The organism is Candidatus Saccharimonadales bacterium, assembly GCA_035480635.1.
In the GTDB taxonomy this organism is placed as follows: domain Bacteria; phylum Patescibacteriota; class Saccharimonadia; order UBA4664; family DATIHN01; genus DATIHN01.
Genome location: DATIHN010000025.1, coordinates 14,775 through 40,261 on the forward strand (window position 1 = coordinate 14,775; position 25,487 = coordinate 40,261).

Sequence of the window (25,487 nt, forward strand, 5' to 3'; positions counted from 1 at the left end):
TCAAATTATGTCTGATACAAAGGAAGTAATCGAGGTCGAAGGCACCGTTTCCGAAACACTGCCGAACGCTATGTTCAAAGTGGAACTCGAGAACGGGCATGTTATTTTAGCTCACATTTCCGGCAAAATGCGGATGCACTACATCCGAATTGTGCCAGGGGATAAAGTGATGGTTGAAATGACGCCCTATGATCTGGAAAAGGGCCGCATTAGATACCGAATAGGCTAAAGGTAAAAGCATGAAGGTACGCGCAGGCGTCAAACCAATTTGTTCTAAGTGCAAAGTCGTCCGACGTGAGGGCGTGGTTTATGTTATTTGCCCAACGCCTAAGCATAAACAAAGGCAGGGCTAATGGCACGCATCGCCGGAGTTAACATCCCAGATAGCAAACGAGCCGAGGTGGCCCTAACCTATATTTTCGGCATTGGCGTAACTTCCAGCCGCAAAATCTTAGCTGCCGCTAAAGTTAGCGGTGACGCGCGAGTCAAAGATCTAACCGAGGCCCAAATCGCCGCCATTAGAGGCGAGATCGAGAAGACCTACACCGTCGAAGGCGATTTACAGCGTCAGGTTAGCACGAACATTAAGCGGTTAAAAGACATTAACGCCTTTGCGGGCTTAAGACACAAAAATAACTTGCCCGTTCATGGTCAGCGCACCAAGACGAATGCCCGGACCAAACGCGGTAAAAAGATCACTATGGGTAGTGGTCGTAAGAAAGCGGCTTCTAAGACTTAAGGATTATGATGGCACAAACTTCAACCAAAACGACCAGACGCAAGCGCACCAAGAAGAGTATCGCTAGTGGTGTCGTGCACATTCAGGCCACCTTTAATAACACTATCATTTCAGTAACCGACGATAAGGGTAATCTAGTTAGTTGGTCGAGTTCCGGTGCGGCTGGATTCAAGGGATCTCGTAAAAGCACCCCATATGCCGCTGGCATTGCCGCTGAACGAGCCCTGACCAGTGCTAAGGATGTTGGTCTAACTAAGGTTGAGGTCTTAGTCAAAGGTGTTGGCAGTGGTCGGGAAGCCGCCATACGCAGTTTGCAGAGCCTGGGTATCACCGTAACTGGTATCCGCGACGTTACCGGCATTCCTCACAATGGTTGCCGACCCCGAAAGCCGAGGCGAGTCTAATGGCTAGAGACCTAATGCCAGTGGTAAAGCGCTCGCGGCGCGAAAAAATCGCCTTGCACCCCAAAGCTATTAAGGCTATGACCAAAAAACCCTACGGCCCGGGCGAGCACGGTCAGACTAATTTGCGCTCAAAACCCAGCCAGTACGCTATTCAACTCCGTGAAAAGCAAAAAGTTAAGCGCCTCTACGGCTTGCTGGAAAAGCAATTTGCGACCCTAGTTGGCCAGGCTGAGCATCGGCCGGGGGTAACCGGTGATATCATGTTGCAAATGCTCGAACAGCGCTTGGATAACGCTGTCTATCGCATAGGCTTCGCCGGCAGTCGGCAGGCGGCCAGGCAATTAGTCACTCACGGTCACTTCATCCTCAACGATCGTCGGGTGGATATTCCCTCGATTCGCTTGAAGCCGGGCGATGAGTTTAAGGTGCGGCCCAAGAGTCAGACCAACGAATACTTTAAGCTTTTAGAACCGGTGCTGAAATCAGCTAAGCCTGACGTGCGCTGGCTGAGTCTGGACGCAGCCAAACTAAGCGTTAAAGTTACTGGTCTGCCAGCGCGCGAAGACGTTGTTGACGACATCAATGAACAGTTAATTATTGAGTTCTACTCAAGGTAAATAAGGAGGCCAAGTGCTACACCCAATCCAACTACCAGAATTAAAAACCACTTCGGAGGATGGCAACAAAGCTACGTTTGCCATCGAGCCACTCTATTCCGGCTATGGCATGACGCTGGGCAATTCCTTGCGCCGCGTTATTCTATCCAGTCTTAGTGGTGCGGCCGTGACAGCCGTAAAAATCGATAATGTCTCACACGAATTTTCGACCATTGAAGGCGTCAAAGAAGACGTGGTAGAAATCATTTTGAATCTTAAAAAACTGCGCTTTAAGGTCTTTAGTGATGAGCCTCAATTCCTGATTCTAACCAAATCTGGATCGGGCGAGGTTAAAGCCAAAGACATTAAAACCACCGCCGATGCTGAAATTATCAATCCAGATCAGTTGATTGCTACACTAGACAATTCGAAGAGCAAGCTTGGAATGGAAATCAAGGTCGAAAAGGGCCGCGGCTATGTACCGGTTGAAGCCAGAGAAAGTGAAAAGCTGGAAGTTGGCATGATTGCGGTTGATGCTCTCTACAGCCCCGTTCAAAGGGTTCGCTACAGTGTCGAAAACACCCGCGTTGGTCAAATGACCGACCTCGATCGCTTGGTCATTGAAATCGAAACTGATGGTAGCGTTAGCCCCCTTGATGCCCTCAGCCAAGCTGCTGATATCTTGGTAGAACACTTCTCGGTTGTGGCGGGCAACGCTCAGCCAGAACCAACCGATGGTGCGATAGAAGATCGTAGTGAAGGTGATGCCGCCAAAATTAGCATCGAGGAAGTTAACTTCTCTCCCAGAACCAGTAACGCTTTAATCAACAACGACATCAAAACCATTAAAGACTTACTGCGGCTGAGTGATCAAGAGCTAAAGGACCTGAAAGGCTTCGGAGCCAAAGCTTACGATGAAGTTAAAGATAAGTTGGCCGAACTAGGTTTTAGTAAACAGGAGGCCGAGGTTTAAGCAATGCATCGCCACGCCTACAATGGTCGTAAATTGTCCCGCCAGCGCGATCAGCGACTGGCTTTGGTGCGTGGCCAAATTATTTCGCTAGTTCTCTATGAGCACATTGAAACAACCTTAGCCAAAGCCAAAACAGTAGCACCGGAAATGGAGCGTCTAATCACTAAGGCCAAAAGCGGTACTTTAGCCGATCGGAGATCCATCGAAGCCGAGATTACTAGTTCAAGTGCGGTCAAAAAACTAATGACCGATTTGGCCCCACGATTCAAGGACCGGACCGGTGGCTATACTAGAATTATTAAAACTAGCAACCGTTTGGGCGATAATGCGCCAATGGCGGTACTGTCCTTAGTGATATCCGAACCAGCCGCTAAGCCGGATGATAAGACTGAGGCCGTAGCTGAATCGACTCCAAAAGCCAAACCAGCGGCCAAAAAGCCGGCCGTGAAGCGCTCAGCTAAAACTGCTGGAGCCAAGTCATGAAGACTTACTCACCTAAAGCTAGCGAAATTAGCCGCACCTGGTACCTAGTTGATGCCAAGGACCAAGTTCTGGGCCGGTTGGCTAGCCATTTGGCTATGTTTTTGCAGGGCAAGCATAAACCAGGGTTTGCGGCGCATTTGGATTCTGGCGATTTCGTGGTAGTTATAAACGCCAGTAAAATTAAGCTAACAGGCAATAAACTAGAAGACAAAACTTATTATCACCACTCAGGTTACCCCGGTGGGATTAAAGAAACCAGTTTGAAGCAAAAGATGGCGCAAGATCCGAGCTGGGTTATAAAGCACGCCGTTGCTGGGATGCTGCCCAAAAACCGCCTGAGCGATGATCGGCTGAAGCGCCTGAAGGTCTATGCCTCTAGTCAGCATTTACACGCCGGCCAAACCCCGGTTCCATTATCATTTGACACCAAGGAGTCGAACTAATGCCAGAAACTGCTAAATATTATTACGCCAAAGGACGCCGCAAAGAGGCCGTGGCTACAGCTCGCTTATTCTCAGGCAAGGGCACCACAATGGTCAATGATGTGACCGTCATGGAATACTTTAATAACAAAACCCTGGTGGCCGCCCTCGATCAGCCACTGAAGGAAACTGGCAACGAAACTAAACTCTACGCTACCATCAAAGTTAGTGGCGGCGGCAAACACGGGCAGGCCGAAGCGGCCAGATTAGCCATTGCCCGGGCCTTACTAGAACTCAATGCCGACTTGCGGCCAACCCTAAAGAAAGCTGGCCTATTAACCCGCGACCCAAGAGAAAAGGAACGCAAAAAGCCTGGTCTCAAACGGGCTCGCAAGGCTTCGCAGTTCTCAAAACGCTAGTTCAAGCTTCACTGTCGAATCAGGAACATAAGCAGTATATAATATAGGGGTGAGCAAACGCGGCAATCGAACATTGCTGAGAATTTCGGTACTCTCCATTCTACTGGTGGCGGTCGGTACTTTTGGTTTCGCTCGCTTTGAGCATTACAATTATGCTCTATCTCTCTACACCACCTTACTAGTGCTGTTAACGCATTATCCGCATGGCGATGTTGCGACCTGGCAAGGCAAAACGCTATTAATTTTTTTAATTATTGCCAGCCTCGTCATCATTGCTTATTTGCTTAAGTGGTTTGCCGAATATATGATTGGAATAGGTGGAAATGTACGAAAGCGACATGTGAAAGCAAAAATTGATAAACTCAAAGGGCATTATATAGTCTGCGGTCTGGGACGCGTTGGCTCCCAAGTCGCCCGCGAAATGGCTATTGAGGGCATCGCCTTCGTTGGCATAGATAAAGACCAAGAAAGAGTCGATGAAGCTCTCGAATCTGGCTATTTGGCCTTTTGCGCCGACAGTAGCGCTGAGGGGACATTGCTTGATGCTGGAATTTCAAGAGCTAAGGGGTTGGTCGCAAGCCTAGGCGAGGATTCACTAAACTTGTTCGTGACGCTCGCAGCAAAATCACTTAATGGCAAAGTTTACGTCGTAGCTAGAGCCAATCGCCAAGAAAGCGAACTTAAATTAAAACGAGCTGGAGCCGATCGAGTTGCCCTACCTTATCAAATTGGTGGTTACCACATGGCTTCCATGGTGCTCAGGCCTAATGTGGTTGATTATCTGGATGTCATCAACACCAACGGCAGCAATAAAGACTTACAGGTTGAAGAGATGATAGTCGGCGATAAATCTGAACTGGCCGGCCATCGCTTGGCTGAGCATAAATTTTTGGTCGAAGGCTCTAATGGTGCGACGGTTATTGCGATTAACGGCTCCGATGGCTCAAGCATTGTTCGGCCATCGGGTAGCGAAGTAATTTACCCTGGGGATCGCTTAATTCTGCTGGGAGCAAAGAAAGATCTGACCGAGGCTTCGGCCCTGATTCGCTAAATGAAACGCCACCGAGTTGGTGTCAGTGAAGCCGGACATAGATTGGATGTGGTTGCGATGGCCTGGCTCGGTCTTAGCCGCAATCAGGCGTCACAGTTAATCAAATCGCATCAAATTACCGTTGATAATCAGGCTGTTAAAGCCGGTGCAATGCTCAAGTTGAATAGTTTACTAAGGTATCATCCGACTAATAACTTAAAAATTGTGCCTAGTTCGAGTAAGCTAAAAGTTTTATACCAAGATGAGGCCGTGATGGTAGTCGATAAGCCCGCTGGACTATTAGTCCACCCAACCTCGACGCAAGCAAATGATATCACTGTTGCCGACCTGATTAGGCATGATACAACTGACAAAGATGAGCTTAGACCCGGAATTGTCCATCGTTTGGACCGCGATACATCAGGATTAATCATTATCGCTAAATCGCAGGTCGGTAAAACCGCTATGCAAGCAGCTTTCCGCAAACATTTGGTAAAAAAAGAATATCTCGCTTTGGTAGAAGGACATTTAGATAAACCGGTGGCTGAGATTAGCTTGCCGATTGCGGCTGATAGTGGTTCTAGGCGGAAAATCCATCCCGCTGGCAAAGCGGCTATGACTAGCTATAAAGTTGCCAAAGTCTATTCGAATTCTACATTGGTCCGAGCTTGGCCCGCCACCGGTCGAACTCACCAGTTACGAGTCCACTTTGCCGCTATTGGACATCCAATTGTGGGTGATAAAGTATATGGCCACCCCAACCAGAGCTTAGCTAGGCAATTCTTACACGCTACCAAACTTGAATTTAGATCCCCGACTAATAAGTGGGTAGAAGTGAGTAGCCCACTGCCCAAGGAATTAAAAGACTACCTTAGAACTCTAGGTTGAGCATATAATAGGGGCGTGGAATTAATTTATCACCCCATAACCAAACGCCAGTTGGCGGCTATTGATCGCGGCTCAGGCTCTTATATTTTTAGTGGTGCTAGTGGCAATGGCCGCGGTCAAGCAGCGATTAGTTTAGCCAAAAAACTCAACTGTTTGCAGGGCGGAGACGACAATTGTGCAATTTGTCGAAACATTGAGGCTACTAGCTTTCCCGATTTAATTGAAGTTACCGGAGGAGATAAACGGCTTGGCATTGAGCAAGTCCAAACCTTGCAGCAGGCCCTTTCCAGCCGACCAATGACGGAAGCCACTACTCGGGTAGTGGTGATAGATAGTGATTCTGGCATTACACCAGAGGCCCAGAATCGATTACTTAAAACCTTAGAGGAACCACCAGAGAGCACCATTATTATCATCAAAGCCACCGAAATCGATCAGTTGTTACCCACGATTAGATCACGCTGCCAGATCATCCATTTCTTACCAGCCCGCCGCTCCGATATTGCGACTTTATTAGGGACCAAATTTTCACAAGTTAGCGCAGATGCCGTTTTAGCACTGAATCCAGCGACAGTTGGTGAGGCTATGATGCTTGCCAGCGATGATGAAACCAAGAAGGAGCGCCAAAGTCTCTATGATGCTGCTAACAACTTTTTATCCGCCTCCCTGTACCAGCGCCTAACAATGCTAACTAGTCCAATAATGGCCGATAACTATCAAGCCATCATAGAAATATTAGCCAAAAAAGTTAGTCGAAGCCCAGCCTCTTTAGGTTCGATAATTAGCATCGAAAAGGCTCAAGCTAGAATCAGGGCCAACGTTGGGGCGCGTAGTGTATTGGAGGCCATGGCGATCGAGCTATGATGATCGAACTGCTATTTTTCGTAGTGGCGGTGATCATCCTAACCAGGGCAATTAGAGACTTGCAGCGGCCAGTAGCGGCCAAAGCTGTTACGCACAGCCAAAAATCGCCCCAGCTGGCTCATTTTGAAACTTATGCCAATCGTCTCTATGGCGAGCGGCAGTATTTGGCGGCCGAGAAGGCCTACCTCAAAGTCTTAAAGCTTAATCACAAGGATCAGCACGCTTACAACCGCCTTGGCATGATCTATGTGGCGCTGAAGAATTATCCCGACGCCATTGAATGCTTCCAGATAGCAGCTCAGTTAAAACCGAGCGCCGCTGGCTGGTATAATCTGGGACTAGCTTATTTCGAAAATGATAACGCCATCAAAGCCATCTCGGCCATCGAAAAATCAATAATGTTTGAGCCAACTGCCGCTCGCTTCGTCACTTTGGCTAGGGCTTACACCAAGGTATCCAACTCCTCAAAGGCCATATCGGCGCTAGAGCGAGCCAGTGACCTAGAGTCATCCAAGAAGACTCTAAGTTTATTGGCTGAGGCTTACACTAAGAACCATGATCGTGAAAAAGCCGTTGAAACTTATCAAAGAATATTAGAAATTGATCCGACTGATGCCAAAGCCAAACGCTTGGCTGGTACTACCGTAAGCTAATAGAGCGAAGCTAAGTTCCCCAATGAGCGGCCAAGATCGATAGATCAAATATATTGACCCTTAGGTCACCGTTTAGATCACCTTGTGCTGCCGTAGCCGAATTAGAACCATAATTACTGGCGAGAACACTTAAATCAAATATGTTCACCTGACCATCGCCATTAATATCGCCAACCTTAGGTGGACCAGAACTACTACTTATCAAGAAAGAATTGTTGCTTATATCCCAGTTGTTAGCTAAATATGAGCCTGCAGCAGGTGAAGTGTTAAAGTAATCATCATCATTACAATCTAATAAATGTTCCTGGGTGTTATCACACGGGAAAGTAAGGACTTGGCCAGTTTTTAACGTACCATCGTCGTAACACATGGTGTCAGATTCATCTGTGCAATGCCCGCCAGGGGTACCATGAGGTGCTGCTGGCTGAACAGCGCCTAAAAGATGGCTGAGTTCATGAGCTTCGCTCATATGGCTGCCAGGCCCGGTTCCTAGGCCCCAACAACCTTGGTCGACTCTGGCAAACAGTACACTGGTATTGCCACCATTATTGGAGTTGGTTTGGGCTGGGTTGGTGTCAACTGATAAGTTGGCTATGCCACAGAGAATATTGGCATCAGTCCAGACCAAGTATTTTCGGGTGGTCAGGTTATATCCCAGACCGATCAAAGCGCTTTTCTCGCTGTTAAATGAATCGTCTGCGGTCGGTGGCAATACGACATGGGCGACGACCAAGTTGCAGGATGGATCTGTAACCCAGCGGACATGCCGAACCCCGCCGGTCTTGGCGGCTGAATCAAAGAATACACCATCGACCTCAGCGGCCCAGGTTTGAATCATTGGCGCAATCGTGGCGTAACGGTCAGTTTTATCGGAGGCCACTGCGTAAATAGCTTGAACGCGGTTGCCGCTAACGCCGTCGCCATCACACAAAATAGAACCATTGCCAGCCGTAATAACCGTGCCTGTTGGTGGGGTGGTATCGGCCGATACCCCGGCTCTGAGTTGTGCTTCGCTGCGCGGCTTAGTCACATCAACACCAGGTGGAGCTGGATCCGGGCCATGAGTGCAAGTCAGGCTCTCAGTCGGGTTATTTTGAGGCAACTCATAAAGACTTTTACATTTGCCGTTAGCTGGGCCTTTTCGTAAACCAGTATAAACTAAACCTTTGCTGGGATTGTCGGACGGAATCTGGCCACTCGGACCGGTCTGGGCTAATGTAGTCCTAAGCAAGGCTGCCCCAAACCCCGCCGTCAACAGTATCAAAATAGCTAGTAACGTCTTACTAAACGGCAGTGAGTGCCTCAGTTTATTATCGTTTTGCTCGTCCAAACCTAATAACTCCACTCTGCGATTCGCGTTATGGTATCGCAAACATTATAAACCGAGCTTAAGCGTTATGCATAATGAATAAATTGGCAGAGCATTCTAATAGAAGTCATAACTAATATACGATACGAAAACACCTTGCAGTTTGCGAGTTGACCACCGAAGTGGAAACGTTTTCGCAAACCGCAAGGTGTATGGTGCCGACTGTTCAGTCGGGGGGTTGGCCAAACTCGCGGATTGATCGCCGGTCGGTACCTCGTTTGAATCGCGACACAACGGCCGGGTCATCTGGGCGATGCGGGCCTGCATCGGGGTCACCGTCGCCATGCTCTTGCCTGTACTGCCCGAAGTCATCGGCTAGGCCGAGGAGATCATCGCAGTACTCTGGATCCATACCCAGAAGGCGACTTTCTGCAGCCAGCGCACGAATTGCCACCGGAGTGGCTGGATCCCTGGCGCCTAAGACCAAGTATGGCCAATCAGGCACCGTGCCGTCGCGCCTAACAACCAGGAATTTATTCCAGAGCTTCAAATTATCCTCCTCGATTTGCCAGTACTGAAGCGCGACGATTTGTCGTGCTCCCGATTCTGGCAGGGGTGGCAGGATACGGGCTTGGCTTCGCCAACCCTAGCTGCTCGCTATTAATCTTAAGGGTTGTAAGCGATCTAGTCGAACCAGTCGGGTTCTCATCCTACTTTTCATATCAAGAAATATCGCCGACAATAGTCAGCAACATTTCTTGGCAGGGGTGGCAGGATTCGAACCCGCGGCCTTCGGTTTTGGAGACCGACGCTCTAGCCAACTGAGCTACACCCCTCTGTGGGCTAGTGATTAGCTTAAGCCCAATTGTATCACTAGCTCTTACTTGGACTCTTTGAACTCTACGACCTTTTGGAGCTTCTTGGAATACTTGTTTAGCACCAATCGATCCGGAGAATTCTTCGGATTCTTTGAGGTCGTATATACGGTTGTGGGGTCCTCATCGCTTCTTAGCTGGATGAATGGACGATTTCGTTTTGGCATATTACTTTCTCCTGTTGAATTTCTTACCGCGACACAAACCAAGGAGCTGTTTGTGGTGCGGAGAGCGAGGCTTTGCGGCGTAAGCTGGAACCAGGCAGGGCTGGTGTAAGCTGAAGCCCAAAACGAGCTGGAGCCCAAGGCGAGGATTGAACTCGCGACCCCTTCCTTACCATGGAAGTGCTCTACCACTGAGCTACTTGGGCCTGGTGCCGGGTGAGAGATTCGAACTCCCGAAGGCATAAAGCCAGCTGATTTACAGTCAGCCCCCGTTGGCCGCTTGGGTAACCCGGCATGTGATGTGTAAACTGGAGCCGACGAGAGGAATCGAACCCCCAACCTACGGTTTACAAAACCGTTGCTCTACCAATTGAGCTACGTCGGCGCATCGTTTCCGGCGTCGGCTGAACCAAGTAATAGTAACATCAAACAATAGCTTTATCAACCAGTTAATGAACCCACTAATCAACTTATTTTGTCATAGTATGCGCTTGTGAATATTGTTAAGCTTACAATATGAAAATTGTCGTAGTTGGCGGTGGTTTTGCCGGCGTCAGAGCTGCCTTAAGTTTAAGTAAACGTTCGGGTAATCAGGTTATTTTAATGGCTAATCGTCCCTGTTTCGAGTACCACGCCGCACTTTACCGCACGTTAACGGGCCGTTCCGTTCTTGAAGTTTCTGTCCCGCTTAGCCGTATTTTTGGTCGTAAGCCAGTCGATGTGGTCGAAGACAGCGCCAAAACCATCGATGTAAAAGCCAAAGTTATCATCGGACAAAGCGGCCGCAGTTATAGTTATGACGTAGCAGTCTTGGCTCCTGGCAATGTAACCGCCTATTTTGGCATCGAGGGCCTAGCTGAATATTCCTACAGCCTCAAAACCGTCGATGACGCCCTGCGCCTGCGTAATCACCTGCATCACGCCTTGGTGTCAGGAGATGTCGATTTGAATTACGTCGTTGTCGGCGCTGGGCCTAGTGGCGTTGAGCTAGCCGGGGAAATGGTGGCCTATTTAAAGCGCATTCGTAAAAGGCATATGGTTGAAAGGTCATTCAACGTGTCATTGGTCGAAGCGGCTCCGAGGGTATTGCCGTCGCTAACGGAAGAAGTCTCGCGCCGGGCGACCAAACGTTTGAAGGCTATTGGAGTCAAAGTCTTTACCAACACAGCTGTTCGAGCCGAAACCGCTAATGACCTGCAACTGCCCGAGGGAAGTATTAAAACTCACACCGTTATCTGGACAGCTGGAGTGACCGGTAACCCGTTTTTTACCGATAATCCCGACGTATTTAAGTTATCCAAAAAAGGTGGGCGAGTAGTCGTTGATAATAAACTAAGGGCAGCCAAAAATGTCTTTGTGATCGGTGATAGTGCTGACACACCAGAATCTGGCTGGGCCCAAACCGCTATTTATGACGCTAATTTTATTAGCAAAGTCATTGCCGGGCGCAACCCGACCTACAAACCGCCAAAGCCGATTGGAGCCATTCCGATTGGTGGTCGCTGGTGCATCGTTTCGGGACGCTTACGGGTTTTTTGGGGCTACCCGGGTTGGTTGGCCCGGCGGTGGTTAGACTGGTCAATATTTAGCCATGTACTTCCGAGCAGACTAGCTATCAAATCATGGGTCTATGGCACCAAGCGCGAAGAAAACTGCGAGGTCTGCTCCCACTAAGGGGTCAGACGATTCATGTCACGGGGGAAGAGGGTGGCTTCTTTAACGTTAGCCAGACCAAGCAACTTTTCGGTCAAGCGGTCCAAGCCCAAACCAAAACCAGCGTGAGCTGGCATGCCAGCCTGCATAGCCATCAGGAAATACTTAAAGCCGGGATTTTTCGGGTCACCTCCCGCCATGGTCTTGAGCTGCTTAACCAATTGATCATAATTATTCTCTCGTGTGGAGCCCGTTACAATTTCGACGCCTCCTAAGAGTAAATCTATTCGATCCGCTAGCTTCGGATTAGTAGCTTGGGCTTTATGGTAAAATTTCATATCGCTAGCCGGCCAATCGGTCACGTAAATGGCATCGCTTTTGAGGTGCTCGCGAGCAAAATCGCAAATCCAGCGCTCTTCATCGGGACGCAAATCTTTTTCGCCAATTGTTTTGGTGCCAGTAGCTTTAGTGTAGTGCTCGTGAATGTCCGCCATGGTCATAGCGGGAATTTGTTTGGGTAAGACCGGTTTCTGCGCTTTCAGTAAGTCCAATTCAGTCTTAGACTTGTCCCAAACCTCATCAACCACAAAGTTCATTAGACCACTTAAAAAAGCTTCTAAATCACCGATGTCCATAAAGCCCATTTCGCCATCAACTGAAGTGTATTCCGTCATGTGGCGGGTAGTGGCGCTTGGTTCCGCCCGATAGACTGGAGCAATCTCAAAAACCCGTTCATAGACGCCGACCATCATCTGCTTGTAGAATTGAGGGCTCTGGGCCAGGGTGGCTTCTCGGCCAAAGTAGTCGATTTTAAAAACGTCGGCTCCACCTTCGGTGGCAGCAGCCAGCAATTTGGGAGTATGAATTTCGGTGAAATCGTTTTGGTAAAAATAGTCTCGAATGGCCTTAGCAACAGCCGCCCTGACTTTGAAAATAGCGGCTTCGTGGGTGTTGCGTAAGCCGATCGGGCGGTACTCAAATAGGGTTTCAAGATTGTCTGATGCATGGCTGAGCGGTTTATCGATTTCAATGGGCGGAACCTCTGTGACTGGCACTAAGATCGTAATTTTTGGGTCCTGGAGTTCGGCTCCATTCATGGCTCGATCATCCGATTTGACGCTTCCAGTAAGTTCTAGAACCGTACCAATTTGCATGCCATCCAACTTAGCTTGTTCTTTTACGTCGTGAATCACGGCTTGCACTAAACCGCTACGATCACGAACAATCACGAACATAATACCACCCATGGCTCGCTTTTTGTGTAGCCAGCCCTGCACCATAATCTGCTTATCGCCATGTTTAGAAACGTCTCGAGCTAGTACACGCATAATGGAGTTATTATAAAGCAATTTGACTAATGTCGTAATGCTTATGGCAATTGACAATACCACACTCCTGTGCTATACTAGTCTTTATCTGTTGGGAAAGACCCAGCGGGAGCATCGAGTCACAGGAGTCATCGTGCACACAGAATGCAAGCGCCGTTTTGGACGTGGCATCGGCAACACCATCGTTGCGGTGGGAGCCCTGATGCTTTGGTCGACAGCTTCGACCTTCGATCACAGCCCCAGCTTTCCGGTTGGGCTGGCGTTTTGGACCTTGGCCGTCCTGAGCGCGGGCACGTTGGTCCGCTGGCTCTACTCCGAGCAGGAGTGCATTCGCCGCGACGCCAGATCCGCCAATCACCGCTACAGCCAGCTGTGTCGCAAACGCCTTGCGCGGGTTGAAGCGGCCAACGGCGGCCCCGTTTTGACTACCGAGATGGTTCAAGACGAATTCCGTCTTACGTTCAACCGCGACATTTGCGGACCCTCGGTGCAGCCGGTTCCGGGACTGAGGCAATAGCCTCGGCCCGGGCCGGCCAGCCCATGTGCTCATTCAAGCCTCAATTGAGGTTTTTTGTTTGCCTAAATACCCTGATAGCGGCTATGCTAATACCAAGATGGTGAGAAGTAGCAGTCAGGCTCAACTGGCTAATAAAGAAACTTATTATGAGACTGTGACCCGCAATGTGCGCTGGATCGCCATCGCCATTGTAATTTTAACTTTTCCACCCAGCCAGCCTCAATACAAATATTTGCTAGCAGCCACCATGGCTGCTGTTGTATTTAATAGCTTACGCTATTCGCGACTGATGCGCTCGAAGTTATTTGCCTCAAGAATTACCACTCTAGTGCTCGATAATCTTTTGATTGCGGTTTTGCTGTATTTGTCGGGCGGCATCCATAGCCCCTACGTTCTGTTTCTGGTTTTTACGATTATTTCATCGGCCTATTGGTATGGGGGACGTGGTATTGCGCTGGTCTTAGGCTGGCAAATCATGGCGCTTACTTTTATGGCAATCTGGCAGCCCAAGGTTCTGTCGCTGAACCTTGCGACCAACTTAGCCATCATGATCTTTGCATTAGTCGCGCTAGCGGTGCTGGCCGAAAGATTAACCCGGGTTGATCGCAATGAACGTAGTTTACTAGCTAGAGCTAATCACGAAATAGAAGCCGAACGTGAGCGCATGGTGACTCTAATAAATAGCTTGGCCGATCCGGTTTTGGCAATTGATAATGTTGGTCAAATCACCGTCTACAATGGCGCGGCTTTAGATTTACTTAACACCAATCAACAGCTCAGCGGTGCGAAGATTGCCCAATTAGTCCAACTCGAAGATGATAAGGGGCAGACTGTACCGTTTGAATCCATTATGGGCCATCCTAGCGTGCTCAAGCGGACCGACCTAATTCTAAGGCTAGCCGATGGCTCTTCGGTCAACCTGGATTTGAGCGTCGCACCTATCCGAGGCACCAACACTGGCGATCTAGGCTATATTTTACTGCTACGCGACATCACCAAGCAAAAGTCGCTTGACCAAGAACGCGATGAATTTATTTCGGTAACTTCGCATGAACTAAGAACTCCCGTAGCCATCGCTGAAGCTAATCTCTCAACTGCGCTATTGCCCAACTTCGCCCACATTGACGCAAAAGCCCTGACCTTGCTCGACCAAGCCCACCAAAACATTATTTTTCTGGGACAGTTGATTAAAGATCTATCAACCCTATCTAAAGCCGAGCAGGGACGCTTAAAGATTGAGATTGAATCGATCGAGCCCGATCAGCTAATTGAGCAACTAGTTAATGATTATCAAGCCGAAGCTCACACCAAGGGGCTGGTCATCAAAAGCCATATCAAATCAAAACTAAAACCGATCTTGTCGAGTCCAAATTTGGTTCATGAAATCTTACAGAATTTGATTACCAACGCCCTCAAATACACCGAAAAAGGCACCATTACACTTTCGGCCGAACCAGGCGAAGACGCTAGCGGCGTGGTTTTTAGCGTGGCTGACACCGGCATTGGGATTAGTGTCACTGATCGAAAAAAACTCTTTACCAAATTTTACCGTTCAGAAGATTATCGGACTCGCAAAACCAATGGCACCGGATTGGGTCTCTATATCACCAAGAAGCTAGCTGAACGCCTGGGCGCCAAGCTATCATTTACCTCCCAGCTGAATCGCGGCTCAGTTTTTAGCTTGTGGGTGCCTGCCATCAAAGATGCTAGCGAAGACCATCGTAGTGTGGTTAAAGCCACCACCTCTAAATTCTTCGATTAAGTAGGATTAGTAGGGGTACGGTGCCGGCGGCCCAATAGCACAGTGCCGAAAAAGAAGCTAAAAACCACAATGTAGACGCCGTAAACTGTCGGTGAGTTATTTTGCCCGCGTAAGACCAAAGTGTTGTAGAGCCCACTCACACCACCCGAGAGAACAATGGTGGCAAGGCCAAAACTTCGCAGTTTACCCATTAAGCTGCGACTGGCCCGAGACAGCGAATAAATATAAAAGGACGCCACCACAAACACTATCGACAGCAGAGCATCAAGCCGGAGGGCTAGGGTCGGCCAGCTATAGGTCAGAGCCCCGTTCTCGAGCACTACAGTGGTATTCCAGATGTTTATGACGTACAAACAATAGACGACTAAGGATAGAGCCAAAGTCGGCAGAAATAGCCAAAGAAAGTTAAATCGCTTGTAGAAACCGATGTACCAAATAATACGGGCCAGCACTAAAACCAGGCCGTAATAGCCGATATCACCAATATTTGTGGCTAGCCTAAGGGCATTCAAATTTTCGGTAAAGAGATAGGGGATAGAGTTGGCGTAAAAAAAGACGGCTCCACCTATGCCACTGAGAATAAAATATTTTGTGATTGGGGCTGGGACTTTGCGATAACTACTAACCCCCCAAATTACCAGGGCCACTAATACGGTGCCACCCAGAATGTAGGCTGCATTGATTGGATAGATGTGCAGTAGCGTCACAGGTTCATTTTAGGCCGTAGTCAGCCATCAGTAAAGCTGTTAGGCTTAAATTAGGGCCTGCTTAAGCTGTAACTATGAATAGACTTCGACTAAATGTTTTCTAAGTTAAAACATCCGACCAACCCAAATCGCTTCGACGTTTGCATTATTGGCGCCGGATCCGTTGGAGTCGAACAAGCCCTCAAGTTTTCCGCAAAACAAAGGGTGGCCATTGTCGATGATGGTTGGTTGGGCGGTCAGTTAACTCTGGCTGAACTGGTACTTGTCAGTTTGGAACGAGCCCAATCTCAGAGTATAGAGTCAGCCGAAGTAATGAGTTGGTTGCGCCTTGAGCTCTCAAACCAGGCTCAGCGCCTCGATACCAAAGGTCGACTCCAGTCCAGCGGAGTTACAATCTTGTCTGGCCCCGCGGTCTTTGCGAGTCTGAATGCAATTTCAATCAGAAATGTGCTCCACGAATCCAAAGCCTTCGTGGTTGCGACCGGTGTGAGTCCGATAATACCCGAGATCGATGGGTTGAATTCGGTTCGTTATTACACCTTGGTAAATTTTAAAGACCTAACCAAATTGCCATCTAGGCTAGTAGTTTTAGGCAGCGACCCAATGGGTCTAGGGCTAGCTACGGCCGCCGCCCGGCTGGGCTGTCGGGTCTCAGTTTTAATGCCAAGTGATCAAAAAACCGATGCTTTGGACGCCGCTAAAGTTAGAAGTTCCGGTGTCAATATTATCAAAGTTGATGGAATTGGGAGTGTCGAAAAACTCCAAAAAGCAGTTAAAGTAAATTACCACGGAGGACTAGCTGTATCAGCTGTAGCGGCTGAGGTAATTGTGCTGGCCTATGGTTGGCAACCAAATCTGGGACTAGATTTGGTAAAAGCCAATGTTAATTTTAGTGAAAAAGGCATTCCCACTGATGCCCGCGGGCAGACCAATGTTAAAACGATTTTTGCGGCTGGGGCAGTTGCTAGGGCGGAAAAACCACCGCCTGACTAATTTGGGCATTCCTACAAATTACATCAACAACTTAGCATTTGATTACCCGAACTAACTGTGGATAACGGCTTAATCAGATCGAAATAACGGGATAAATGTGCTTAAATAGTGCTAATGGTTTGCCCGTATTGCGCTTCAACCAATATTGTAACCATCAAGGGGCAGAGTTTTTGCGTTAATTGCGGCCACCCCCAACCAACTGTTAAGCCGGCTGGAGCAGATGAAGCTCAAGCGGCGGTTGATCTCCAGCTCAAGAAAGTCTTAGTCAAGCCTGCCTCTCAAACTCAATCACCAACCATCGTTACCGGCCCGAAATCAGCTCGGGTAATGAGCGATATTAAGAGTCCGCCCAAACCGACTCCCAAGCCGGAAAAGCCACCAACTCCTGCGAAAGTAATAGCTACGCCTCACCACCATAAGAAAGACCTTGCCCCTAAAGACGAAGCTGAAACTAAGGTTAAGGCCGAATCAAAGTCCAAGTCTCACCCTAAGGCGACAGCAGTTCACTCAACCACAAAGCTGCGGGAGGCCAAACGCATTCATGGTTCGATTGTGGTTACCACCTCGAACCTAGCTATTGGCTTGGTGCTAGCCCTAAAGGCCAGCTCTCTATTGCTCCTGGTGCACCAAAGCCACTCGGCCACTCCAGGCACCTTCTTGGCTTACCTAGCCGGTTTATCGCCTAGAGCTAAATATCTAATTGTCAGCTACTCACCGGCAACTCTAATTGCCTTATTCGGGCTGTTCATCACTTTACTCTGGCTTCGGACATCCGCCATAGTTGCCACCTCTAGGCTGTATGATCATCGCCCCATTAGTCATCGCTTAGCCCTTAAAATGGGTTGGAATGCGCTGGGATCCGTCTTAATTGTGGTGCTTGCGGCCATCGGCGCTATGGCTCTATGGCTAGGTAGTCTTGCCGGCGTCATTTATTACCTGTCACATTGGTCGCTCAATTCAAACATTATCTCGGGCCTGGGGGTAGCGGCTAGTTTTGTCTGGGTCTTGTGGGGCCTCTACCTCTCAGCCGCGTTAATCATGACCGCCTACTTAATTATTTTGAGCGCTCAGTCCCTGCGATCAGCTTTTGCGATCGGCTTGGGCCTAGCTAGACGCTGCTACGTTACACTAGCCGCCAGCTTGATTTGGCTTAGTTTCATAACCTTGGCAGTCTTTGCCAGCGTTGGCGTGGTCGTACTGGTCTTACACGACTGGTTGAAACTTGGACACCACCCCTATTATTTACAAGTTATGGTGCTATTTGGTTTGAGTTGGCTAGCTAGTTTTTGGCTGCTCGGCCTAATTCTAGACCACTGGGTCAAACAATATCGCAATGTCACCTACATCGCTTTTGGTGATGCCGAAACCGCTGCTTTTCGAGCTGGTCGTAAACCAAAACCGATCCACCCCTGGGGGATTGCCATAACGATCACCTGGTGGCTAATTGTGGCCGCGGGCGCCAGTTGGGCCCTATGGCGGCTTCGAGTCGACCCAACTCCACTCCTGGTACGATTATCCAACACTATTTATTGACGCATGCCCGTCTTTTTGCTATAGTTTTAATCAAGAAAGCCGACAGGCTTTTTAAAATTGCCTTGTGATGAATCGATTAATGACATATTTACGGGAATCTCGAGCCGAGCTGGCCAAAGTTGATTGGCCGAATCGGCAACAAGCCATGCGCCTGACGGCAGTGGTAGTGGTTTTTTCGTTACTGGTGGCAAGCTTCATCGGAGCGGTTGACTATATTTTTACAACCATTTTGCAGAAAGTTATCTTGAAGGGCTAAATGACTCAGACTAATACAACTAAAGACTGGTACGCCATTCACACCTACTCGGGCTATGAGGATCGGGTGGCCGATAACCTGCGTCAACGTATCGAGACACTCGATATGAGCGATAAGATCTTTGATGTCATTGTCCCTAAAGAAAATCAGATCGAAATTAAAAACGGCCGCCGCCGCATCGTGGAGCGCCGGATTTTCCCCGGCTATGTTCTGGTTCAAATGGATGTGACTGAAGATTCTTGGTACGTCGTTCGTAATACGCCCAATGTCACCGGCTTTGTCGGTAGTGGCACTACTCCAACGCCGCTCTCAGAACCCGAAATTCGTCATATTCAAAAGCGCATGGGCGTCGAGGAGCCGAAGTATAAAATTGACTTTACTGCCGGTGAATCAGTTAATATCACCGATGGGCCTTTCAAGGGCTTCGACGGCGTCGTTAACGAAATTGACGAGAACAAAGGTAAAATTAAAGTGCTGGTTAATATGTTCGGTCGTGAAACTCCGGTTGAACTAGACAGCCTGCAGGTCAAGAAACTTTAGGCAACTATTATGGCAACCAAAGTAATTAAAGCCAAAATCAAATTCCGAGTTCCGGCGGGCAAGGCCACACCGGCACCGCCAGTTGGTTCTTCGATGGGCCAGCACGGCTTAAACATGATGGATTTCATCAATCCATTTAATGAAGCCACCAAGGAGCTAGGCGATGTCATGATCCCAGTTGAGATGGTAGTCTATGAGGATCGAACTTTTAGCTTTAAGACTAAGACCCCGGCCACCTCTGGTCTTATTCGAGCCGCTGCCGGCGTCGAAAAGGGCTCTGGTGTGCCCAATAAAACGAAAGTCGCAACGCTTAGTGCCGCTCAAGTTGAAAGCATTGCTCAAGCTAAGCTACCAGATTTGAATGCCAACGATATTGAAGCCGCCAAGAAGATTGTGGCCGGTACTGCCCGCAGTATGGGCATCGAGGTTGAGAGCTAAATTCAATTAATATTGTGGGAGTCCGCCGTAAGCGACGTTAGCACCACGAGGAGAACTATATGGCCAAGAAAGCCACTGAAGCTGATATTGATTCCAAAAAGACTGATGACGAATCTGCAGGTTCAAAAGAAGAAGTAGAAGCCAAGCCGGTTGCCAAAAAAACGCCGGCCAAGAAAGCTGGCCCCAAATCGGCCAAGTCGGTTCGTGAGGCTGAAGCTGAAACTGAGCGCAAAGAGAAAGCTCAGGATAAGGCTGATGAGCCAAAACCCAAGGTAGCGCCAAAAGCTAACCCGATGAAGGCACATGGTAAAAAGTATCGTGAGGCCGCTAAGCTGATTGATGCGGAACAAGCCTATGATTTGGCTGAAGCCATCGCACTGGCCCAAAAGACCTCGACTGCCAAATTTGATGCTAGCGTTGAGCTCCACATTAACCTTGGCGTTGACCCCAAGCAGGCCGATCAAATGGTTCGAGCCACCGTGGTTCTGCCGGCTGGAACCGGCAAAACCCAGCGGGTGGCGGTGATTGCGCCTACAGAAAAACAGGCTGAAGCCAAAAAGGCTGGGGCCGATTTAGTTGGGGAAGATGACTTAATTGCCTTAATTGAAAAAGGCCAAATCGACTTCGACGTTTTGGTCGCTACCCCACAGGTCATGACCAAAATCGGCAAACTAGCCAAGGTTCTTGGCCCCAAAGGTCTGATGCCCAACCCCAAGAGCGGCACTGTCACTAACAATGTGGCTGAAGCTGTTAGCCAATCAAAGGCCGGTCGGGTGGAATTTAGAATCGATAAGCAAGCCATCATTCACACGGCCGTCGGTAAAGTTAGCTTTAAGCCTGCTGATTTGGAGACCAACATCCTGACCCTGATCAACGCACTCATGGATGCCAAACCGGCCGCCGCCAAGGGTACGTTCGTTAAGCGCATGACCCTAACTACCACCATGGGGCCGGGCATTCATTTGAATCATACTCAAGCTCTTGCCGCCGCCAACCAAGTTAAGTAATCGAACTTGCCTAGATAGGGGATAGGTTTGCTATAATCAAAGCGATGGCTAACAGTGTTAGTACCAAAAGCAATCGTGGAGTTTTTGTACCGGGGCGAAATTCAGACGACCGGTTCATTCCTAACCTCAAGCGTCTTGATGAAGTTGTGCGGGCCTTCAAAGTTGTCGGTCTAAAGGTTGTTTTGACACAAGGGGTCTATGATTTATTACACGAAGGTCATGCTCGGTACTTGGAGCTAGCCAAATCCTATGGTGATATTTTGATTGTCGGTATCGATTCGGACGAGTTGACTAGGCAACGCAAAGGCTCTAATAGGCCTATAGTACCGGAGCGTGAACGCATTGAAATGCTTAGCCACTTGCGGCACGTTGACGTCATTGCCCTGCGCAAGAGCGAACAGGGAATTGGTGACCTCATTCGTCTCGTCAAACCAGATGTGCTAGTAACATCATCCAGCACCAAGGACTTTACGGCCCAAATGATCAAAGACTACGGCAATAGTTGTGGTAAGATTATTACCCTTAAACCTCAATCAACCACTTCGACCACCGCCCGAATTCGAGATCTAACCATCGAGGGCGCCGAGCAGCTAGCAACTGAGATTAATACACTGACTAAAGACTTTATCGACAAAATTAGACGGGCCTAATGGCTCGCATCGTTGTCTCCTACATTCCCGCACTGCACCAAGGCTACATCAACTTTTTAGTCAAATACCCAGGTGATTTGCTAGTTTTAGGCCAGGAATTGGTGCATGAAAGCCCACGCCTAGATCGTGATATACGAGCGATGGATCCTAAAGGTGTTGCCACAATGATCCAAAGCCTGGAGTTAATGAAAAGTGTACAGGTCTTAGACGATCCTAAATCTCTTAAAGCATTAATAGACAGCGACTTCATCCTGCCCGATGAAGATGTCAACCGTCGTTTTGCGGAGCGCTACCTGAGTAAAGCTAAGGTCGCATTAGTACCCGTGTTTCTGCGCTGGGATATGCCGGCTAGTTTATCGAAACAGGTTGTTGATCCTAAACGTAAAGTAAGCGTAGAAAAACTCGACCGAGACTTAATCGCGCTGGCTCAACAAGAAGTTCATAAAAGTCCAGATTGGTGGCGGCAGGTTGGGTCTGCCCTTGTAATTAAAAGCGTGCCACCGCTGGTTGCCCACAATCGACCGCCGTTGGCTGGTGATTACACCTTTGGCGCCTTCGGCGACCCACGCAGTAATTTTGATGCCGGCCAAAGTTTTGAACTATCGAAAATCTTACATTCCGAGACAGCCGTCATCGCTGAAGCGGCCAAGCGCGGGCTAGCCACCAAGGGGGCCTCTATGTACGTTACTACATTTCCTTGCCCGGTTTGCGCCAAACTTATCGCTGCTGCTGGAATTAGTAAAGTTTACTACCAAACTGGTTATTCCCTGCTTGATGCCGAGGATGTTCTGGCCGCCGCCAGAGTTGAATTAATTCAGGTGGAAACAAAAACCCCCCGTCCGCACTAGGCAGACGGAGGGCTGGAACGCTGGGCTGAGCCCATGTAGAACTTGACGGGCTCGCACTTTGGGTCGCTGACCACCAGCTGGATGTGCAGGTGCTGGATGGTGGCACCGGTAAAGCGGGGGTGGCCGTTTCTAACCCCTAAAACGTAGTAAGATAGGCCACATTCGGTCACGGCCTGATCCAAGATGGTCCAGAAGTTGCGTTGAGCGGGCACTGAGAGCTCGTGCATGGCATTGGCATGCTGCCTGGGGACCAACATGACGTGCTGCAAAGCTCCGGCGTATGGGTACTCGTTCACCAGTAGGGCCCAGCAGTCCGATTTAGACAAAATCTTCTTCTTGAATGAAACCCCCCCTGGGTATTCCAGTAAAACCTCGGGTTCAGGTGAGTCCGTCCAGCTTTCAGGACAGAAGATGCAAATGCCAGCCTTTTCTAGTTCAACCATTTCGTCGTGCTGAGCCTGAGAACGAGCATTTGGCAAGTAGTAGAGCGGTCCGCCAACGTCGTTGTGGGCTATCACGGCTTCCTCCGCATGGTCACGAATGTGCAAGTGTATTTGTTGTCGTCATCAGCTGGGTGGGTTTGGAGGTTTTCCAGTTTCCAATCTTCAACGCTGTAGAGTGGAAAGTAGGTATCGCCAGCAAACTCTTTGTGGACAAGCGTTAGGTGCAAGGCGCTAGCCATTGGCATCGCCAAGTGGTAGATCTCAGCGCCACCAATCACAAAGCAGCTGTATGGGCTAGAAGCCATTTCAGCTAAGGTGTCCAAGCTGGCTACTTCGGCTCCATCGATGGCGCCACTGCGGGTCAGCACGTAATTGCGGCGCCCTGGCAGTGGCCGGAACCGTTCCGGCAATGACTCCCAGGTTTTTCGACCCATCACGACTGGATGACCAGTCGTCAGCTCACGAAAGTGCTGCATGTCAGCCGGAATCTGGCCCTGCCAAGGCAACTTTCCGCGATTGCCGATGACATTGTTACGGCCGATGGCCGCCACGATCTCGATCATGTCGACACCGGGATGTCGTTCATAGCTGGATGCGGATCGTAATCGCTGAGCTCAAAGTGCTCTCGCCGGAAATCCTTTAGGCAAGTTGCCTTTAGCCCAGCATCACCTAGTCGAACTGTCGGCAATCGACGCGGTTCACGCACCAGCAACTCCTCGACATTGTCGAATTGGTCGGCGTAAATGTGCGCGTTCCAAATACTGTGGTAGAACACACCGGCCTCGAAGCCAGTCAGGTGCTCCAGCATTAAAACTAGAGCGGCATATTGAGCCATGTTGTGAGGACCACCGACCGGAGTGTCGCATGACCTCTGCCGCATGCCAAGGTGGATGCGACCCTTCAGGATATGGATAAAGACGTCGCCGTGGCAGGGCGCAATGGTCGTCTTTTGGTAGCCATGCACCAGCCGGGAGTTTTCCTTCGGCATCCAAATGGCAATCCGATGGATACGATCATGCGGAAGCCTGATGATTTGATCAACGATGTTCTCGATCTGATCGAACAATGAGCCATCGAGGGTCGGGAAGGCAGTCATGGCCGGGCCATAACTAGCTGGTCCGATAACGCCCGGCTCAAAGCCGAATAGGGCACACTTGTCTGGATCGGTCCAAGCATGCCACCAGTCGGCGCCGAAATCCGCCAATTCATCGACCGTCTGGGCACCGTTCATGAAGCCACAGAGCTCACCAATGCCTTTATTCCAACTCTTTTTTGGACCCAGGCTGCGATCGGGAATGACCGGAAAGCCGTTGCGCAGATCAAAGCGCATATGCAGATCAAACAACGTTCTGGCCGGTACACCCTGCCGAGTTTGCTCGGCATCTTCGCCTTCGCGCATGATGCGCTCAAGCAAATTCCGGTACTGACTATCGGGCAGGCGATCCTCGTACGGGAGATAGTCGGGCATGTTATCCTCTTGGTCGTAGGTACGCTTTAAGAGGACGTCCCCCTAAAAAGCTGACCTCATCCTAGCAAACTATCTGATCATTTGTAAATTTGTTCAAAACCATGAATCAAGACTAATGATTGCTCTAAATAATATTTGATGTTATTCTTACCCCGAAACGAGGGTGGTTTCGATCCTACCAGGGGGTGATCCCATGCCCGGACGCTATATTGTCTTAGAAGGCGGTGAGGGCGTCGGGAAGACGACCCAAGCCCGAGTTTTGCGTCAGCGGCTGGCAACGTTTGGAGTCAAAGCCATTGGTTTCATGGAGCCAGGGCAGACGCCAATTGGATACCAAGTCAGAGACTTGTTGTTAAACCGTTCTACCGAAGTTAATGACAAGGCCGAGGTACTGTTGTTTAACGCCGCCAGGGCTCAAGGCATATCGATTGTTCGGCAGAAGTTGATGGAAAATGTTTGGGTAATAGCGGATCGCTGTTACCTTTCAACTCTGGCTATGCAGGGTTATGGCCGGGGCTTGGACATTGCGGAGCTCGAGACCATCTGTCGATACGCCACTGATGGCGTCGAACCCGACTTAATCATGGTGCTGAGCTGCTCGCTAGAAGTTTTGCTTGAGCGCAGAGGCAGCCGTGGAGTCAAAGATCACTTTGAGCGTTTATCAAATGATTTCCATAGTCGGGTCAACGCTGGTTACGCTCAACTGGCCCGCGATTACTCTTTGCCGGTGATCGATGCCGATAGCTCGGTTGAGAGCGTACACGAGTGCATTTGGCAAAACGTCCGCCCGATAGCGGAAAAGTTTCTAGTGCGACCCGAGGGGGTCTAAATCCTCTCGGGTCGTTGACATTTAACCCCATATTCGCTATTATTCATTGGATCACCGAAGACCGTAGCCGTCGTAAGACTTAATCTGCTACCGAGGCGAAAACAATTATTGTTTTTAACTTGTCTTTGGCTGATGCCAAAGTTTTTTAATTGGGAGAACCTAGTGGCTATAACCAGAGCCGAAAAAGAAGCGGTTGTTGAGCAACTCTCTAGTGATCTGAGCCGCTTTAAGCTGGCCGTCTTAACTGACTACCGAGGACTTAGTGTGGCCGAAATCAAAGAGCTGCGCCAGGCCCTGAGTGCAGAGGGCATTAGCTACCGTGTGACCAAGAACACTCTGCTGCGCTTGGCTGCGGCCGCTAGCCCCACCCTCAAGAGCATTGATCCGGCTAGTTTCAGTGGCCCGATGGCGCTAGCCATTGGTTTTGATGATGAGGTGGCACCAGCTCGAGTTATCTTCCAGTTCGCCAAAACGCATGAGGCGCTAGAAATTGTGGGAGCGCTAACACCCGATGGTCGCTTGCTCAGTGCCGCTGAGGTCAAGGCTCTAGCTCAAATGCCCAGCCGCGATCAGTTACTGGGCCAAGTGGTTGGCACCATTGCCGCCCCACTCAGTGGTTTAGTGGGAGTACTTGGGGCAAATGTTAGATCAATCGTTAATGTATTAAATGCAATTAGTAATTTAGAGGAGAAATAA

General features: G+C 49.4%; 34 protein-coding genes, 4 tRNA genes and 1 other annotated feature. Of the genes, 26 read left to right on the forward strand and 12 right to left on the reverse strand.

The window, feature by feature from the left end:
* The first annotated feature begins 7 nt into the window (after positions 1-7).
* Genes infA through VLE72_04175 form a run of 13 tightly spaced genes read left to right on the forward strand, consistent with a single transcriptional unit; the run spans position 8 to position 7,471 of the window.
* Entirely contained in the window at positions 8-229 is a 222-nt protein-coding gene (infA, locus tag VLE72_04115) for a translation initiation factor IF-1 (protein ID HSX15057.1), read from the forward strand.
* Positions 230-239: 10 nt separating this feature from the next.
* Complete coding sequence (gene rpmJ, locus VLE72_04120; GenBank protein HSX15058.1) at positions 240-353, forward strand: 50S ribosomal protein L36; 114 nt, start codon at positions 240-242, stop codon at positions 351-353.
* The gene (gene rpsM / locus VLE72_04125; GenBank protein ID HSX15059.1) at positions 353-739 is read left to right on the forward strand and encodes a 30S ribosomal protein S13; all 387 of its coding nucleotides are present in this window, start codon (positions 353-355) and stop codon (positions 737-739) included. The genes rpmJ and rpsM overlap by 1 nt, the downstream gene beginning before the upstream one ends.
* An 8-nt stretch (positions 740-747) precedes the next feature.
* Entirely contained in the window at positions 748-1,143 is a 396-nt protein-coding gene (rpsK, locus tag VLE72_04130; GenBank protein ID HSX15060.1) for a 30S ribosomal protein S11, read from the forward strand.
* Complete coding sequence (gene rpsD, locus VLE72_04135; protein ID HSX15061.1) at positions 1,143-1,760, forward strand: 30S ribosomal protein S4; 618 nt, start codon at positions 1,143-1,145, stop codon at positions 1,758-1,760. Before rpsK ends, rpsD begins: the two co-directional genes overlap by 1 nt.
* Positions 1,761-1,773: 13 nt before the next feature.
* Positions 1,774-2,712, forward strand: a complete 939-nt coding sequence (locus VLE72_04140) for a DNA-directed RNA polymerase subunit alpha (GenBank protein ID HSX15062.1) — start codon at positions 1,774-1,776, stop codon at positions 2,710-2,712.
* Between the two features lie 3 nt (positions 2,713-2,715).
* Positions 2,716-3,195, forward strand: a complete 480-nt coding sequence (gene rplQ, locus VLE72_04145) for a 50S ribosomal protein L17 (GenBank protein ID HSX15063.1) — start codon at positions 2,716-2,718, stop codon at positions 3,193-3,195.
* The gene (rplM, locus tag VLE72_04150; GenBank protein HSX15064.1) at positions 3,192-3,638 is read left to right on the forward strand and encodes a 50S ribosomal protein L13; all 447 of its coding nucleotides are present in this window, start codon (positions 3,192-3,194) and stop codon (positions 3,636-3,638) included. Before rplQ ends, rplM begins: the two co-directional genes overlap by 4 nt.
* On the forward strand, positions 3,638-4,036 hold the full coding sequence (rpsI, locus tag VLE72_04155; GenBank protein ID HSX15065.1) for a 30S ribosomal protein S9: 399 nt from the start codon (positions 3,638-3,640) through the stop codon (positions 4,034-4,036). Before rplM ends, rpsI begins: the two co-directional genes overlap by 1 nt.
* Positions 4,037-4,085: 49 nt before the next feature.
* A complete protein-coding gene (locus tag VLE72_04160; protein HSX15066.1) occupies positions 4,086-5,087 on the forward strand; it encodes a TrkA family potassium uptake protein in 1,002 nt (333 codons plus the stop codon).
* Positions 5,088-5,954 (forward strand): RluA family pseudouridine synthase, encoded by an 867-nt coding sequence (locus tag VLE72_04165; GenBank protein HSX15067.1) that lies wholly within the window; start codon positions 5,088-5,090, stop codon positions 5,952-5,954.
* Between the two features lie 15 nt (positions 5,955-5,969).
* A complete protein-coding gene (locus VLE72_04170; GenBank protein ID HSX15068.1) occupies positions 5,970-6,818 on the forward strand; it encodes a hypothetical protein in 849 nt (282 codons plus the stop codon).
* A complete protein-coding gene (locus VLE72_04175; protein ID HSX15069.1) occupies positions 6,815-7,471 on the forward strand; it encodes a tetratricopeptide repeat protein in 657 nt (218 codons plus the stop codon). Before VLE72_04170 ends, VLE72_04175 begins: the two co-directional genes overlap by 4 nt.
* Before the next feature lie 10 nt (positions 7,472-7,481).
* Here the strand turns inward: VLE72_04175 and VLE72_04180 are convergent, their stop codons facing one another.
* From VLE72_04180 to VLE72_04210, 7 genes are all read right to left on the reverse strand, one after another.
* On the reverse strand, positions 7,482-8,816 hold the full coding sequence (locus tag VLE72_04180) for a dockerin type I domain-containing protein (GenBank protein ID HSX15070.1): 1,335 nt from the start codon (positions 8,814-8,816) through the stop codon (positions 7,482-7,484).
* A gap of 190 nt (positions 8,817-9,006) precedes the next feature.
* Positions 9,007-9,330, reverse strand: coding sequence for a hypothetical protein (locus VLE72_04185; GenBank protein HSX15071.1), 324 nt, complete (start codon positions 9,328-9,330; stop codon positions 9,007-9,009).
* A gap of 209 nt (positions 9,331-9,539) precedes the next feature.
* A tRNA-Trp gene (locus VLE72_04190) sits at positions 9,540-9,616 on the reverse strand.
* Between the two features lie 44 nt (positions 9,617-9,660).
* Positions 9,661-9,822 carry a 50S ribosomal protein L33 gene (gene rpmG, locus VLE72_04195; protein HSX15072.1) on the reverse strand — a complete coding sequence of 54 codons (162 nt, stop codon included), beginning with the start codon at positions 9,820-9,822 and terminating at the stop codon, positions 9,661-9,663.
* 128 nt (positions 9,823-9,950) lie between these two features.
* Positions 9,951-10,025, reverse strand: a tRNA-Thr gene (locus VLE72_04200).
* A 1-nt stretch (position 10,026) separates the two neighbouring features.
* Positions 10,027-10,113 (reverse strand) — tRNA-Tyr (locus tag VLE72_04205).
* Between the two features lie 15 nt (positions 10,114-10,128).
* Positions 10,129-10,204: transfer RNA gene (locus tag VLE72_04210), tRNA-Thr, on the reverse strand.
* Positions 10,205-10,335: 131 nt separating this feature from the next.
* Between VLE72_04210 and VLE72_04215 the strand changes: the two genes are divergently transcribed.
* Positions 10,336-11,493 carry an FAD-dependent oxidoreductase gene (locus VLE72_04215; protein ID HSX15073.1) on the forward strand — a complete coding sequence of 386 codons (1,158 nt, stop codon included), beginning with the start codon at positions 10,336-10,338 and terminating at the stop codon, positions 11,491-11,493.
* On the opposite strand, the gene aspS is transcribed toward VLE72_04215, so the two are convergent.
* Positions 11,490-12,800 carry an aspartate--tRNA(Asn) ligase gene (gene aspS / locus VLE72_04220; GenBank protein HSX15074.1) on the reverse strand — a complete coding sequence of 437 codons (1,311 nt, stop codon included), beginning with the start codon at positions 12,798-12,800 and terminating at the stop codon, positions 11,490-11,492. The genes VLE72_04215 and aspS overlap by 4 nt on opposite strands.
* 133 nt (positions 12,801-12,933) lie before the next feature.
* On the opposite strand from aspS, the gene VLE72_04225 reads away from it, so the two are divergent.
* Entirely contained in the window at positions 12,934-13,317 is a 384-nt protein-coding gene (locus tag VLE72_04225; GenBank protein ID HSX15075.1) for a hypothetical protein, read from the forward strand.
* 58 nt (positions 13,318-13,375) lie between these two features.
* On the forward strand, positions 13,376-15,079 hold the full coding sequence (locus VLE72_04230; protein ID HSX15076.1) for an ATP-binding protein: 1,704 nt from the start codon (positions 13,376-13,378) through the stop codon (positions 15,077-15,079).
* On the opposite strand, the gene VLE72_04235 is transcribed toward VLE72_04230, so the two are convergent.
* Positions 15,076-15,786, reverse strand: coding sequence for a hypothetical protein (locus VLE72_04235; protein ID HSX15077.1), 711 nt, complete (start codon positions 15,784-15,786; stop codon positions 15,076-15,078). The genes VLE72_04230 and VLE72_04235 overlap by 4 nt on opposite strands.
* A 93-nt stretch (positions 15,787-15,879) precedes the next feature.
* Here VLE72_04235 and VLE72_04240 point away from each other — a divergent pair, with 93 nt between their 5' ends.
* The 8 genes from VLE72_04240 to VLE72_04275 all read left to right on the forward strand — a co-directional run bounded on the left by VLE72_04240 (position 15,880) and on the right by VLE72_04275 (position 22,051).
* Complete coding sequence (locus VLE72_04240) at positions 15,880-16,779, forward strand: FAD-dependent oxidoreductase (GenBank protein ID HSX15078.1); 900 nt, start codon at positions 15,880-15,882, stop codon at positions 16,777-16,779.
* A gap of 114 nt (positions 16,780-16,893) precedes the next feature.
* Positions 16,894-18,312 (forward strand): hypothetical protein, encoded by a 1,419-nt coding sequence (locus VLE72_04245; protein ID HSX15079.1) that lies wholly within the window; start codon positions 16,894-16,896, stop codon positions 18,310-18,312.
* Positions 18,313-18,379: 67 nt separating this feature from the next.
* Positions 18,380-18,568, forward strand: coding sequence for a preprotein translocase subunit SecE (gene secE / locus VLE72_04250; GenBank protein ID HSX15080.1), 189 nt, complete (start codon positions 18,380-18,382; stop codon positions 18,566-18,568).
* A complete protein-coding gene (nusG, locus tag VLE72_04255) occupies positions 18,569-19,108 on the forward strand; it encodes a transcription termination/antitermination protein NusG (GenBank protein HSX15081.1) in 540 nt (179 codons plus the stop codon).
* A 9-nt stretch (positions 19,109-19,117) separates the two neighbouring features.
* Complete coding sequence (gene rplK / locus VLE72_04260) at positions 19,118-19,546, forward strand: 50S ribosomal protein L11 (protein HSX15082.1); 429 nt, start codon at positions 19,118-19,120, stop codon at positions 19,544-19,546.
* A gap of 293 nt (positions 19,547-19,839) precedes the next feature.
* Positions 19,840-20,553: a 50S ribosomal protein L1 gene (gene rplA / locus VLE72_04265; protein HSX15083.1), complete on the forward strand. Its 714-nt coding sequence runs from the start codon at positions 19,840-19,842 to the stop codon at positions 20,551-20,553.
* Positions 20,554-20,597: 44 nt separating this feature from the next.
* Positions 20,598-21,203, forward strand: a complete 606-nt coding sequence (locus tag VLE72_04270; protein HSX15084.1) for an adenylyltransferase/cytidyltransferase family protein — start codon at positions 20,598-20,600, stop codon at positions 21,201-21,203.
* Positions 21,203-22,051, forward strand: coding sequence for a deaminase (locus tag VLE72_04275; GenBank protein HSX15085.1), 849 nt, complete (start codon positions 21,203-21,205; stop codon positions 22,049-22,051). Before VLE72_04270 ends, VLE72_04275 begins: the two co-directional genes overlap by 1 nt.
* Here the strand turns inward: VLE72_04275 and VLE72_04280 are convergent.
* From VLE72_04280 to VLE72_04290, 3 genes are read right to left on the reverse strand one after another with little or no spacing between them, the layout of a single operon-like run.
* Positions 22,048-22,569 (reverse strand): hypothetical protein, encoded by a 522-nt coding sequence (locus tag VLE72_04280; GenBank protein ID HSX15086.1) that lies wholly within the window; start codon positions 22,567-22,569, stop codon positions 22,048-22,050. The two genes, VLE72_04275 and VLE72_04280, sit on opposite strands and share 4 nt — an antisense overlap.
* The gene (locus VLE72_04285) at positions 22,566-23,057 is read right to left on the reverse strand and encodes a dihydrofolate reductase (protein HSX15087.1); all 492 of its coding nucleotides are present in this window, start codon (positions 23,055-23,057) and stop codon (positions 22,566-22,568) included. Before VLE72_04285 ends, VLE72_04280 begins: the two co-directional genes overlap by 4 nt.
* Entirely contained in the window at positions 23,054-23,962 is a 909-nt protein-coding gene (locus VLE72_04290) for a thymidylate synthase (GenBank protein HSX15088.1), read from the reverse strand. The genes VLE72_04285 and VLE72_04290 overlap by 4 nt, the downstream gene beginning before the upstream one ends.
* A gap of 193 nt (positions 23,963-24,155) precedes the next feature.
* On the opposite strand from VLE72_04290, the gene tmk reads away from it, so the two are divergent.
* The gene (tmk, locus tag VLE72_04295) at positions 24,156-24,791 is read left to right on the forward strand and encodes a dTMP kinase (protein ID HSX15089.1); all 636 of its coding nucleotides are present in this window, start codon (positions 24,156-24,158) and stop codon (positions 24,789-24,791) included.
* Positions 24,792-24,827: 36 nt separating this feature from the next.
* Positions 24,828-24,948 (forward strand) — a sequence feature (ribosomal protein L10 leader region).
* Positions 24,949-24,953: 5 nt separating this feature from the next.
* Positions 24,954-25,487, forward strand: a complete 534-nt coding sequence (rplJ, locus tag VLE72_04300; GenBank protein HSX15090.1) for a 50S ribosomal protein L10 — start codon at positions 24,954-24,956, stop codon at positions 25,485-25,487.

Excerpts from the sequence above, each read along its gene's own strand:
- VLE72_04290 (HSX15088.1), bottom strand. The coding sequence starts at position 23,962 with ATGCCCGACTATCTCCCGTACGAGGATCGCCTGCCCGATAGTCAGTAC.
- rpsK (HSX15060.1), top strand. The coding sequence starts at position 748 with ATGGCACAAACTTCAACCAAAACGACCAGACGCAAGCGCACCAAGAAG.
- rpsM (HSX15059.1), top strand. The coding sequence starts at position 353 with ATGGCACGCATCGCCGGAGTTAACATCCCAGATAGCAAACGAGCCGAG.
- VLE72_04215 (HSX15073.1), top strand. The coding sequence starts at position 10,336 with ATGAAAATTGTCGTAGTTGGCGGTGGTTTTGCCGGCGTCAGAGCTGCC.
- rpsD (HSX15061.1), top strand. The coding sequence starts at position 1,143 with ATGGCTAGAGACCTAATGCCAGTGGTAAAGCGCTCGCGGCGCGAAAAA.
- VLE72_04175 (HSX15069.1), top strand. The coding sequence starts at position 6,815 with ATGATGATCGAACTGCTATTTTTCGTAGTGGCGGTGATCATCCTAACC.
- rplQ (HSX15063.1), top strand. The coding sequence starts at position 2,716 with ATGCATCGCCACGCCTACAATGGTCGTAAATTGTCCCGCCAGCGCGAT.
- tmk (HSX15089.1), top strand. The coding sequence starts at position 24,156 with ATGCCCGGACGCTATATTGTCTTAGAAGGCGGTGAGGGCGTCGGGAAG.
- rpsI (HSX15065.1), top strand. The coding sequence starts at position 3,638 with ATGCCAGAAACTGCTAAATATTATTACGCCAAAGGACGCCGCAAAGAG.
- rpmG (HSX15072.1), bottom strand. The coding sequence starts at position 9,822 with ATGCCAAAACGAAATCGTCCATTCATCCAGCTAAGAAGCGATGAGGAC.
- rpmJ (HSX15058.1), top strand. The coding sequence starts at position 240 with ATGAAGGTACGCGCAGGCGTCAAACCAATTTGTTCTAAGTGCAAAGTC.
- secE (HSX15080.1), top strand. The coding sequence starts at position 18,380 with ATGAATCGATTAATGACATATTTACGGGAATCTCGAGCCGAGCTGGCC.
- VLE72_04165 (HSX15067.1), top strand. The coding sequence starts at position 5,088 with ATGAAACGCCACCGAGTTGGTGTCAGTGAAGCCGGACATAGATTGGAT.
- rplM (HSX15064.1), top strand. The coding sequence starts at position 3,192 with ATGAAGACTTACTCACCTAAAGCTAGCGAAATTAGCCGCACCTGGTAC.
- infA (HSX15057.1), top strand. The coding sequence starts at position 8 with ATGTCTGATACAAAGGAAGTAATCGAGGTCGAAGGCACCGTTTCCGAA.
- VLE72_04285 (HSX15087.1), bottom strand. The coding sequence starts at position 23,057 with ATGATCGAGATCGTGGCGGCCATCGGCCGTAACAATGTCATCGGCAAT.
- rplK (HSX15082.1), top strand. The coding sequence starts at position 19,118 with ATGGCAACCAAAGTAATTAAAGCCAAAATCAAATTCCGAGTTCCGGCG.
- nusG (HSX15081.1), top strand. The coding sequence starts at position 18,569 with ATGACTCAGACTAATACAACTAAAGACTGGTACGCCATTCACACCTAC.
- VLE72_04245 (HSX15079.1), top strand. The coding sequence starts at position 16,894 with ATGGTTTGCCCGTATTGCGCTTCAACCAATATTGTAACCATCAAGGGG.
- VLE72_04275 (HSX15085.1), top strand. The coding sequence starts at position 21,203 with ATGGCTCGCATCGTTGTCTCCTACATTCCCGCACTGCACCAAGGCTAC.
- aspS (HSX15074.1), bottom strand. The coding sequence starts at position 12,800 with ATGCGTGTACTAGCTCGAGACGTTTCTAAACATGGCGATAAGCAGATT.
- VLE72_04240 (HSX15078.1), top strand. The coding sequence starts at position 15,880 with ATGTTTTCTAAGTTAAAACATCCGACCAACCCAAATCGCTTCGACGTT.
- VLE72_04270 (HSX15084.1), top strand. The coding sequence starts at position 20,598 with ATGGCTAACAGTGTTAGTACCAAAAGCAATCGTGGAGTTTTTGTACCG.
- rplA (HSX15083.1), top strand. The coding sequence starts at position 19,840 with ATGAAGGCACATGGTAAAAAGTATCGTGAGGCCGCTAAGCTGATTGAT.